General features: G+C 36.3%; 10 protein-coding genes. 9 read left to right on the top strand and 1 reads right to left on the bottom strand.

The window, feature by feature from the left end:
• The first annotated feature begins 596 nt into the window (after positions 1-596).
• On the top strand, positions 597-3,497 hold the full coding sequence (locus FHL05_RS09290) for an SLAP domain-containing protein (RefSeq protein ID WP_153522527.1): 2,901 nt from the start codon (positions 597-599) through the stop codon (positions 3,495-3,497).
• Between the two features lie 61 nt (positions 3,498-3,558).
• Here FHL05_RS09290 and FHL05_RS09295 read toward each other — a convergent pair whose 3' ends face one another.
• Positions 3,559-4,866: a DUF6056 family protein gene (locus tag FHL05_RS09295; protein WP_153385300.1), complete on the bottom strand. Its 1,308-nt coding sequence runs from the start codon at positions 4,864-4,866 to the stop codon at positions 3,559-3,561.
• A 239-nt stretch (positions 4,867-5,105) separates the two neighbouring features.
• On the opposite strand from FHL05_RS09295, the gene rbsD reads away from it, so the two are divergent.
• From rbsD to purB, 8 genes are all read left to right on the top strand, one after another.
• A complete protein-coding gene (gene rbsD / locus FHL05_RS09300) occupies positions 5,106-5,501 on the top strand; it encodes a D-ribose pyranase (RefSeq protein ID WP_153522528.1) in 396 nt (131 codons plus the stop codon).
• A gap of 13 nt (positions 5,502-5,514) precedes the next feature.
• Complete coding sequence (gene rbsK / locus FHL05_RS09305; RefSeq protein WP_153385302.1) at positions 5,515-6,423, top strand: ribokinase; 909 nt, start codon at positions 5,515-5,517, stop codon at positions 6,421-6,423.
• A gap of 189 nt (positions 6,424-6,612) precedes the next feature.
• Positions 6,613-6,813 carry a cold-shock protein gene (locus tag FHL05_RS09310; protein WP_153385303.1) on the top strand — a complete coding sequence of 67 codons (201 nt, stop codon included), beginning with the start codon at positions 6,613-6,615 and terminating at the stop codon, positions 6,811-6,813.
• A gap of 144 nt (positions 6,814-6,957) precedes the next feature.
• Positions 6,958-8,136: an MFS transporter gene (locus FHL05_RS09315; RefSeq protein WP_238706887.1), complete on the top strand. Its 1,179-nt coding sequence runs from the start codon at positions 6,958-6,960 to the stop codon at positions 8,134-8,136.
• Between the two features lie 117 nt (positions 8,137-8,253).
• Positions 8,254-8,904 carry a glycoside hydrolase family 73 protein gene (locus FHL05_RS09320; protein ID WP_153522529.1) on the top strand — a complete coding sequence of 217 codons (651 nt, stop codon included), beginning with the start codon at positions 8,254-8,256 and terminating at the stop codon, positions 8,902-8,904.
• A 50-nt stretch (positions 8,905-8,954) separates the two neighbouring features.
• A complete protein-coding gene (locus FHL05_RS09325; RefSeq protein ID WP_153385305.1) occupies positions 8,955-9,536 on the top strand; it encodes a xanthine phosphoribosyltransferase in 582 nt (193 codons plus the stop codon).
• An 18-nt stretch (positions 9,537-9,554) separates the two neighbouring features.
• The gene (locus tag FHL05_RS09330; RefSeq protein ID WP_153385306.1) at positions 9,555-10,685 is read left to right on the top strand and encodes an ATP-grasp domain-containing protein; all 1,131 of its coding nucleotides are present in this window, start codon (positions 9,555-9,557) and stop codon (positions 10,683-10,685) included.
• Positions 10,686-10,688: 3 nt separating this feature from the next.
• Positions 10,689-11,984: an adenylosuccinate lyase gene (purB, locus tag FHL05_RS09335; protein ID WP_153385307.1), complete on the top strand. Its 1,296-nt coding sequence runs from the start codon at positions 10,689-10,691 to the stop codon at positions 11,982-11,984.
• The last annotated feature ends 55 nt before the right edge of the window (positions 11,985-12,039 follow it).

Raw genomic sequence — 12,039 nt, forward strand, 5'->3', positions numbered from 1 at the left:
TCGAACATCTAAAGGGCATGAATGGTGTCCTTTTTTGGTGTTCTTAAATGGTTATTACTAATAAATGGTATACAAAAATAAAGTTGATGGCAAAATACCTATCAACTTTATTTATCGTACAGCCATATTTTTATCAATTCTCATGTACACTGCCAATGTACTTAAAATTTAATTTCAATATATCCGAGGTCAATCTTTATTACAATTCGTAGTTTACTATCGATATTTAATGATTTTAACTCATTTTTTGTAAGAGACTTTTTCCAAAAGTGAAATAAAAAATAATCGGTTTAATACTAACTGCTTATAAGCCTTGATATTAAAGGATTATAGCGCTTTATTATGAAATATTATTTGTCGAAATTTAGTTCTGTTAAAAGAAAAATTGATTGAATATTAACAAAATATTGGTTCTATGAAAAAAATTATACCGTAAATCGCTCTGTACTAACGGTCTATATATTCGGTAATCTTGCCAATCGGTTGAGGCAGTTAAGCTAACGCTGATTGTTTATATAATATTGTCTCATGATTATGTTTGGTATCTCGATAATAACTGATTAATATAGCCCTTGAAACAGAAAAGGGTGATTGAAATGTTAATAAACAAAAAAGGAATCTATATCGGTGCAACGCTGTTTTCAGCGATGATATTGACCTCATTGTCAGATCAAACCGTTAAAGCAGATGCGACCAGTACTGCAGATACTGGTACGATCCTAACGTCGAATAGTAATGCTGATGATGCGACTTCAAGTACTGATTCAACTTCTACATCTAGTAGTCCAGAAGTATCAACTTCCTCAGGTTCTGAGTCTAGTGGAGCCACTTTGAATACAGGAACGACGCTCTCAACTGGCTCAACAATTACCAGTTCAGACACCACAAGCACAGCTCCGACTACTGGTGCTACAACTACACCTAGTTCCAATAATTCTTCAAGTAGTTCGGATGATGATTCAACAGCTGCCACAGGAACCCCTAGTTCTACCTCCAGTTCTGGCACAACTGTAAGTACTGGAACAACGATTTCTACAGGTGTAACTGGAACTAGTCCAACTGATTCGACAAGTACCGCTGCAACACCAAGTACTTCAACATCAGGCAGTACAACCTCAAATGCTGCAACTTCAAGTACTTCAACAACGGGAATCACAACTTCAAGTACTACAACTTCAGTTACTACAGCATCGGGTACTACAACACCAAGTGCTTCAACCTCAAGTACTACAACTTCAGTTACTACAGCATCGGGTACTACAACACCAAGTGCTTCAACCTCAAGTACGACAACGACAGGAACCGCAGCATCGGGTACCACAACACCAAGTACTTCAACCTCAAGTACTACAGCATCAGGTACTACAGCACCAAGTACTTCAACCTCAGGTACGACAACGACAGGAACCACAGCATCGGGTACTACAGCACCAAGTACTTCAACTTCAAGTACCACAACGACCGGTACCTCAACCTCAGGTACAACAGTCAATACAAATGCTGGAGCAGCAATAACTACCACACCATCTAGTAACGCAACGCCACCTAATATGAGTGGCACTACAACGTCAACAACTCCAAGTCCAGGTACGACCACGCCGACAACGCCGACAATTCCTAGTGATTTGTACACGATACCTAGCGATGTTACTGACGACACCGTTGTTAATTTTACAGATCCTATTTTAGGTAAAATGGTTGATTATGGTTTGAATATTCCAAACACTACGCCATTGACTGTTGGTGCTATCAAGAAATTCACTGGTTCAACATTGAATTTAATGTTGACCAATTTTGAAATGAGAAATCCCACTGAAGTAGGTTTGCCAGCTTCACAAAGTACTACGTCAATGAGCGACCAAGATGATGTTCCAATTGAAAGTTTAAATGGTTTGCAATATTTACAATTTTTACCTTCCAACGTAACGATTTATTTACAAGTTATGCTTGCTTATGACAGTAATGCTGATACTAATTTGACGCCATTATATAATCTAAAGTTTAACCAATTGATCATTGATGGAGATTATAGTAATTCAAATGGCAAAGAAATTGATGTCAGTCAATTTGCAAATATCGATGTTACACCAATTAGTTATATGGAAATGACAGGTATTACGAAGTTATCTTCAGATAGTGGTTTAAATGATCAAGGATTAGCTGAAGCTGCTCCTACTTTGATTAAATTTGCTAATAATGATCAAAGCTATCACCTGATTGAATTAGGTGATTCTGCTATCACTGATTTTACGCCACTAAAAGGCGTTGAAACTGGCAAACCAGTAACTATCGTTGCAGCAAATAACACCTTATCTAATCCAACGCCAGTCTATGCTGTGACCGGTCAACCAATTGAGTTTACCGCTCCCAAAGTTTTAGACATAGATGGTAAAGATATAGCTAATACTTATCACTTCTCTTATTCAGTTCCTCAAGCAAATCTAGTAGATGATAATTTGGATAATTTAGGCAATGATAATTATCGATTGGTCGGTGCTGATCCTAGCGCTAAAACATTGATTTACGGTCATTTAGGTTGGAACTATAGTTCTAATGCAGATGCTTATATTAGAGAAGTCAACAATGGTACAACTTTTGAAACGATTATCACTAATGGTCAACCATTGATTTGGCAAGCACATCCTAATGTTACTTTAAATTATGTCGATACTACGGGTGCTCCCATAACTGTAAATGGAGCTTCTTTGACAAAGACGATTGATGGAGAAAATATCGGCGACAGCTTTGATTTAACAGCTGACGGAGCAGTGGATGGATATGCTTTGAGTAATCCAGAAGCTTTGAAGGGCAATTACACACAAAATCCGCAAGTCATAAATTTGGTTTACACAAAGAATCAAACTTACGACGACGTACCGGATTTTCCAGTAACCCCAGCAACACCGCCGTCATCAACGACCCCACCAAGCAATCCATCTAATGATCAACCAAAGAATCGGATTGAAGTAAAAATTACAGACGTAAAAAATATCAGTAATAAGACAGATGCAGCCCTTGCTTCTTCAGGCGTTGAAGCAACCACAGAAATAAATGGTGCCAAATATTATCTAGTCGGTTATAAGCAATGGGTTTTGGCAAAAGATTTTGTATCTGAAAAATCAGGGATTGTCAGAACCTTCAATAGAGCAACTGAGATAGTACATGCCAACGGAAAGACTGTCACACGAACTTTGAAGGCTAATGCTCCTTTTAAGTTTAAAGGTATCGTGACAATCAATAATAAATTGTATTATCACGTAGCCACCGATGAGTATGTAGAAGTCGAAAAATCAGTTCTATTTACTGAAATGCCAATGAGTTCGATTAAAACTATGAAAAAAGCATCGCTTTACAATTCACAAGGCGACATTTTAACTGAAGAATTGCCAAGTGGCACTGTTTGGAAGACAGATGGCTACGCAATTATTAATGGAGTTAAGATGTATCGTGTTGCTACAGATGAATGGGTCGACGAAGCACAATTAGATCTTTCATAAGATTGAATTTAAAAAAACAGGTGATTTAGGATTTTTTCCTAAAATCATCTGTTTTTTTTGATTAATTGTTTTCTTTTTGAATAACTTCTTTGTCAAATTTCTTCATATAATTTGTGGGATTCTTGATATGCTTTTTATTAAGTTTATTAGCAATGCTTGTCCAGTCATTATAGCTGATAGGCAACATTTGACGATTTTTATTGGTTACATAAAGTTCCGCAAAGTTTGTATCGGATTGAATCGGTGAAGTTGCCCAAATATAATCGGTGTTTTTATATTGTGGGAAATATTGCGTATTTCGTTTGAGACTATTTTGATAAAGTGAATATTGAATTTGCATGTTAAAAGTTTTGTGATAATCATGCGAGATTAAATCCATTCTTAATCCTAAGGCTAATGAAATTATCGTTACGATTGGCAAAATGAATTTTTCGTAAGCTGACAATAATAAGTCAAAATTGATTATGACAATGGCTATCAAGAATAGGTAGGTTGCAAAAGTACATCTGGAACCAAAAGGCGAGACGACTGCAAAGGGCAATACGGCAACGTAACCTGACCAAAGCAAGGCAAAGTTAGCAATTTTTTGCTTTTTATTTTTCAGTTTCAAAGTGTAAAGAATTATTGCAATTGTGAATATCAAAAGGGCTCCCAAAAGCAGGATTAATTTCTTTTGGTCCATAGTTTCAAAATAGTGAATCATGTTGCCGGAATTTTTTGAGTCCAGCGAACGATAGGAGTCTTTGCCCGTTAAAACAGTTATGTAGGCTTTGTTGATAAACATTAAAAATGCACCAATAATATTTCCAGCAATTGTTAATTTAAGAATCTTTTGAAATCTTTTTCCAAAATGTTTTCTTAGAAAAATCCAGATTAAAATTCCGTTGATAACATTTAGAACCGTTATGTGTTCAGCAAAAAATTGTGCGGCAATTGAACCTATAAAAATCAGGATTACGCTTGTTCGATAGTAGTGAACTTCCTTGTTATCATAATTTTTCAGGATTAAAAAAAGCATCAATAACGGAAAAATCGCTGACGTGACATAGTTGGAAAATCCAGAATGCCACCCCAGCGTTTGTTTAAAAATTGTCTTGGGCATTATTAATAAAAATGTTGCCATTAAGGTCGATGAAACCAATCCTAATGATTTTGGTGTAGCAATTTGGTCTCTAATTTTTTGAATCAGATAAACGATTGCTGTTACAAAAGTCCCGTAGGCGATAAACGCAACAGGACGTATTTTGGTCAACAAGATGACGAGGAAGTCTCCAAGATATCGCCCGTCGTATTTTAAAAAGATTCCATTAGGAAAATAATTGCTACCAAAATACGTCCCCCAGTGAAGATCATCCCCTAAAAGCGGCATCTAAAGTCCGATAAGACCAAAGATGACAAAGACTATCAGATAGTAACTTAATTTAATTGTTCTTTTCATAGTGATTCCTTTTCTTGTTTATATCTTAGGATATTAGAATGTTTTTTAAAATTTATCAAGTATTTTTATAAACTTGCTAAGCTAGTCAGCATATTGATAGAATATTTACTTGGATAATAGGACATGGTAGTATTGGTCCTGAAAACGATTGCAGAAAAGGTGAGAATTTCATGAAAAAAACGAGGGTTATTAACTCTGATATATCGCGTGTCATCGCCCAAATGGGCCATTTTGATACCATTGGAATTGGTGACGCAGGGATGCCAGTTCCAGATGATACTGAAAAAATCGATTTGGCGCTTGAAGCAGGCATACCTAGTTTTATGCAAGTTCTAGAAAATATTTTAAGTGAATTAGAAGTTCAAAAAGTTTATCTGGCTGAAGAAATTAAAACAAAAAATCCAGATCAACTAGCTGCAGTTAGAAAAGTAATCGGCGAAACACCGATTGAATTTATTCCACATGAAGAAATGAAACAGAATTTGAGTAGCACGAAAGCATTTATCCGTACTGGTGAGGAAACACCATATTCAAATATCATACTTGAAAGTGGAGTCGTCTTTTAAAGGGGTTTTAAATATGAAAAAAATTGTTGTCTTAGGTTCCATAAATGTTGATATTATTTTAAATATTGCTCGCTTGCCTTTACCTGGCGAAACAATGGCAATGCATAATCGTTCCACTGCTGGTGGTGGAAAGGGAGCCAATCAGGCTATTGCAGCCGTACGTGCTGGTGCCGACACTTCGTTTATTGCAAAAATCGGTCAAGATCGAACAGCTGACTTTATGCTCGATACTTTTAAGTTTGATGGCTTAAACTTGGATCATGTCACAAAGGATGAAAAGGCTGGAACTGGCCAAGCATATATTTTGTTAGATGACAATGGTCAAAATAGTATTTTGATTTATGGTGGTGCCAATCAAACTATTTCAATCAAAGATGTCGAAAATGCTAAAGAAACGATTGCAAACGCTGATTGTTTGATTACTGAGTTTGAAACGCCCATGGAAGCATCAAAACGTGCCTTTGAAATTGCTAAAGAAAATAATGTTTTAACAATTTTAAATCCAGCTCCAGCTAAAACTGATATTCCTGAAGAATTGCTGAAACTCAGTGATATCATCGTTCCCAACGAAACAGAGGCGGAAGCGATTACAGGAATTAAGGTCACAGATGAGAATTCTATGGTAAAAGCTGCAAATAAATTACATACAATGGGTATAAACAATGTTATAATAACCGTTGGTGACAGGGGATCGTTTTATTCACAACCTGGAAAAAATGGATTCGTTGACGCCTATAAAGTTAACACAGTTGATACTACAGCCGCTGGTGATACATTTATTGGATATTTAGCTTCGAAACTAGATTCCGATTTGGGTAATGTTGAGGAAGCTATGCAATTTGCTAGCAAGGCCTCATCCATTACCGTACAGACTAAGGGAGCGCAAAATTCGATTCCTTATGTTAAAAATGTTGAAATTTAAGTAATTGTAAAGGAAACTTTACACTATGCCGATTGTAATAGTTCATCAATCATGTTAATATAAGAGTTGTATTTTTGAATGGTGAATGGTTCGAATGGTTTGAATGTTTCGTATTTTAGACTTTCTTCCATGATGTACCACGAAATAATGCACAAAAATAAATATTTAGTTATCAGGAGGAATAGTCTGATGGAACACGGAACAGTTAAATGGTTTAACGCAGAAAAAGGCTATGGTTTTATTACACGCGAAGATGGTAGTGACGTATTTGTTCACTTCTCAGCAATCCAAGGTGAAGGTTACAAGACCCTTGAAGAAGGACAATCTGTAACATTCGATATCGAAGATAGCGATCGTGGCCCACAAGCTTCAAACGTTGTTAAGGACTAATTAATAAACTTTGAGCAAAAAGCTAACCCATTCGGGTTAGCTTTTTTTAGTACCCAAATTTACCAAAAATTTACATTAAATTTACGTTAACTAAACAATCCAAGGTTATTATTGTTACTTAAAAATAAGAATTGAGGATAAATAATGCAAAATGGTTGGCAAAGAAATTTTAGAATTTTGTGGTTTGGCAGTTTAATAGTTGGCTTGTGCAATGCAATGACAATGCCGTTTATTGTCTTGTTTATCAATACGTTAGGAAATTTTAATCGAACAGAATTGAATCTCTTAGGAGCAGCAGCCTTTTCAATAACTTATTTGTGTAAAGCAATTGTATCGCCATTCTGGGGTCGCTTAGCAGATTTAAAGGGTCGCAAATTGATGTGCTTACGTGCTTGTGGGGCTATGACGATAACTATTTTTATGGTGGGAATTGCACCAAACGTCTGGTTCTTATTATTCTTTCGTGGCCTTCAGGGAGCTTTTTCAGGATACATCAATAATGCTAATGCTTTAATGTCTGTTTCCGCACCAAAAGGCATTAGAGGACGAGTTATGAGCAAATTGATTACAGGCGATATTACCGGCACATTAGTTGGACCGATTATCGGGAGTATTTTAGTAACTTTAGTCGGTTATCGAGGTTCCCTTTTTACAGCCAGTTTTTTAATGTTGCTGGTATTTTTAACAACTCTATTTGGAGTTAAGGAAAACTTTATACCTATTTCTAAGGAAAAATTACAACCAGCACTGCCAGTTATGAAAAAAATTGGTGCTGGATTTTTTATTGCCTTATTCGGTTCATTATTAGCTGTTCAAGCGACAACAAATGCAATTACGCCTTTGATTAGTTTATTAGTTAAAGAATTGAATGTTGATTCGAGTCAATTAGTCATGTTAACCGGAATCGTCTCAGCGGCACCAGGCTTGGCCACGATAATGATGGCAAATAGCGTTGGTAGGCTGATTGATCGATTAGGTGCGTTGAAGTGTATGATTATCTTCTTAATGTCAGCGGTAGTTTGTTTGACTTTGACCAGCTTGGTTCAAAATGTTTGGGAACTATTGATTTTGAGATTCATTTTAGGAATATCTGATGCTGCCTTGATTCCATCGATTCAGGTTTTGACAGTTCAGAGCGTTCCTCAATCGGTCTTTGGACGGATTTTTAGTTACAATCAATCAGCCCAAGCTTTTGGAAATGTTCTTGGTCCAGTTTTAGCGGCAGTGATTGCGACTGGTTTTGGCTACAAGAGTATTTTCCTATTTTTCCGCAATTTTAGAACTATTAGCCTTAGTATCTTGGCTGATTTATGCAAAAAATAAACAAATAAAATGGCTGTTTTGATTATCTAAGCAAATTTTAAATTTCTGTTTCAAATCACAAAAAGTTCAAGAATATCCGCTATAATTAGTATTAATAAACTACAAAGGATAGATCAATTGTCACAAAAAAGGAGATACAGGACTCATCGTCGTTATCGGCGCAAGCGTAGCAAAAAAAAGAATAATACAACAACTATTATCTTAATAGCAATCGTTGCAGTGTTTGTTATCAGTTTTTTTGGATACAGGAGATATGTCCAATATAAGAACGAAGCACAAGTTGAAATGGTCCAACAAGAACGTAATGACTTTGTAAAAAAGGTTGCCCCATATGCAATGGGATTAGGTAAGCAATATGGAGTTCTACCAAGTATTACAATTGCCCAAGCAATTTTAGAGAGTGATTGGGGAAATAGTACTTTGGCTAGCAAGTACAATAATTATTTTGGTATTAAGGGAGAAAATCCTAATAATACCAAGGTTTTGCAAACTAAAGAGTACACTAACGGTCAGTGGACTACCATCAACGGACGCTTTCGGGTTTATTCGGATTTTCGTGAGTCGATGAAAGATCATACAAAATTACTTGTTGATGGTACGACCTGGAACCCGCAACAGTACAAGCAAGTGTTGCAATCCAAAAATTATATTGATGCTGCCGTTGCTCTTCAAACTGACGGATATGCGACTGATCCTGGATATACAAGTAAAATTATTCGGATTATCCAAAAATATAATCTTAAAAAGTACGATGAAGGTATCAAGTGAAAAACAAAGTATGATAGACTCTAATTATTCTATTAAATAGGGAGAACGCAATGAAGGAATTAGAAGAAAGAATCAGAACCGATGGTCGAGTTTTAGGCAAAGATGTGCTTAAAGTTGATAGCTTTTTGAACCATCAAGTTGACCCAATGTTAATGGAAAAAATGGGCGAGGAATTTTACAAGCACTTCAAGGATTCCGGTATCAACAAGATTTTAACTGTTGAATCTTCAGGTATCGCTCCAGCCGTCATGACAGGCTTGAAATTTCAAGTTCCAGTAGTATTTGCTAGAAAGCACAAATCAGTAACATTGAGCGATGATCTATATACATCAGAAGTTTATTCATTTACGAAGAAGACTTCAAATCACATTAGTATTGCTAAAAAATACTTATCCAGCAGTGACAAAGTATTGATCATTGATGATTTCTTAGCTAATGGTCAAGCTGTAAATGGCTTGAATACAATTATTGAAGATGCCGGAGCAACTTTAGCCGGTATTGGTATCGTAATCGAAAAGTCCTTCCAAAAGGGAAGACAAATGATTGATAAATCAGGAACTCCAATTTATTCATTAGCTCGTATCAAGGCTTTTGATAATGGACAAGTGGTCTTTGAAGAAGAAGACGATTAGTAATGAGAAGGTGGAATTATGACTTTTATTGCGCCCGGTAAAACGTTAGGCATAATAGGCGGAGGCAGTGAAACATATATTTTTGAATTAGAAGCTAAAAGAATGGGCTTTAGAACCATGCTTTTGACCGACGAAGAAAATGATATTGCGACACAAGCAGCTGACAGCTTTTTGGTCGGTACGTTGGAAAATCTCGATAATCTAAATGAGTTGGGCAATAGAAGTGATCTGATTCTTTATATGGATGAAGATTTTGATAGCAGTCTTTTGAAACAGCTGGGCGAGAATTTTAATGTTGCTCAGGGAGCAAATCTGCTAGAAATTGCTCAAGATCAGTATATTGAGCGAACATTTTTGAACGATTTGAATATTAACGTTCCACCATTTTTCTCGATCGTAACTGTCGACGATGTAAAAAAGGCAGTCGAAGAAATCGGTTTTCCCTGTATTTTAAAACCAATTCAAAACAACCAAGATATTTTGAAACGTCATATTCTGTACAATGATGAAGATGTGTCACGCGTCCAAAGATTGTTGAAAGACGGAACATACATTTTGGAAGCTTGGATTGATAAACAAGATGAATATTCTATTATGGTCAGTAAGAGTAAGGATAAAAAAATCCATACTTTTCCAATGATCAAAGAAATTTATGATGGCACGCATCTGATGAGTTCTTTTATTTATAAAAAGAATGATCCTGATGTGGAAGCCGAGATGCAAAGAGTTGCTTTGATGGTAGCTGAAAATATCGATTATGTAGGAATCTTTGGAATCGGATTTATCCTATCGCAAACTGGGGTTTTATACGTCAAACGCATTTTCCCAGGAATCGATTATTCAGCAAATGTTTATCAAGAAGCAACTGGTATTTCACAATTTGAATTACATATCAGAGCCATCTGCGATTGGCCGATTCCCGAAATATTTCCCATGGTCAATGCAGCGAGCTTAAAGATTATTGAAGGCAATTTGCCTCAGAGTTTGGACTTATTGCAAGAAAAAGCTCAATGGAAATTTAACTATTACACAGGTTTTAAAGCTAAGAATCAAGCCGACCGAGATGTCGGATATATTTCAATTTTCTCAGACGATGTCGAAGAATTAAAAAATGATATCTTAACAACTAATATTTGGAGAGTAGAATAATTCATGATTGATAGATATGTAACTGAACAAATGAAACCAATTTGGACTGACCAAAACAGATTTCAGGCTTGGCTTGAAGTAGAAATTGCTGCCGTTGAAGGCTGGAGCAAAGAAGGAGAAATTCCTGCTGAAGATGCTAAACTAATTGCTCAAAATGCTAAGTTTGACGTTTCTGAGATTGCTGAAATTGAAAAAGAAACTAAGCATGATGTAGTTGCTTTTACAAGAGATGTTTCACGTTACCTTGGACCAGAAAGAAAGTGGGTCCACTTTGGACTTACATCAACTGATGTTGTTGATACAGCTTATGGATACTTGATGAAGCAAGCTAATGATATTATTCGTGAAGATCTCAATGAATTTCTCGAAGTAGTTAAACAAAAAGCTTTGCAATATAAAGACACGCCAATGATTGGTAGAACTCACGGAGTGCACGCTGAACCAACAACTTTTGGTTTGGTATTAGCTAACTGGTATTCTGAAATCAAACGTGACATCGAACGTTTCGACCACGCAGCTAAAGGCGTAGAAGCTGGAAAAATCAGTGGTGCCGTTGGTAGTTATGCTAATGTTCCAACCAGTGTAGAAAAATTCGTCTGTGATAAATTGGGCATCCGTGCTCAAGAAATATCCACACAAGTCCTACCACGTGACCTCCATGCTGAATACATTCAAACAATGGCCTTAATAGCCACATCAATTGAACGATTTGCACTTGAAGTACGTCACTTGCAAAGAACTGAAGTTAGAGAAGCTGAAGAATATTTTGCTGCTGGACAAAAAGGTTCCAGTGCTATGCCACATAAGAGAAACCCAATCGGTTCAGAAAATGTGACTGGTTTAGCAAGAGTAATCAGAGGCCACGCCTTTACAGCTCTTGAAGATATGCCATTATGGCATGAAAGAGACATCTCTCACAGTTCAGCCGAAAGAATCATTATTCCAGATACAACCGAATTGTTAGATTACATCTTGAGAAGATTTACAAAAATCACAAAAGATTTAACAGTCTTTCCAGATAAGATGTTAGAAGACATGAACATCACACATGGCTTAATTTACTCACAAAGAGTCTTATTGAAACTAGTAGAGTCCGGATATTCCAGAGAAGAAGCCTATGACATCGTGCAACCAATGACAGCTAAAGCTTGGGATGAAAAGAAAGACTTTAGAACCATGCTAGAAAATGATAAGAGAGTTACAGATAAATTGAGCGATGAAGATTTAGATGATGCGTTTGATTATCATTGGCATTTGAGAAATGTGGATGAGATATTTAAGAGAGTGGGATTAGAATAGAGAGTGAAGCAAGGGCGGTCAGCCCACGAGGATTAAGACCAATATCTCAGGTGGT

It is taken from the genome of Companilactobacillus halodurans (assembly GCF_009600995.1).
GTDB lineage: Bacteria > Bacillota > Bacilli > Lactobacillales > Lactobacillaceae > Companilactobacillus > Companilactobacillus halodurans.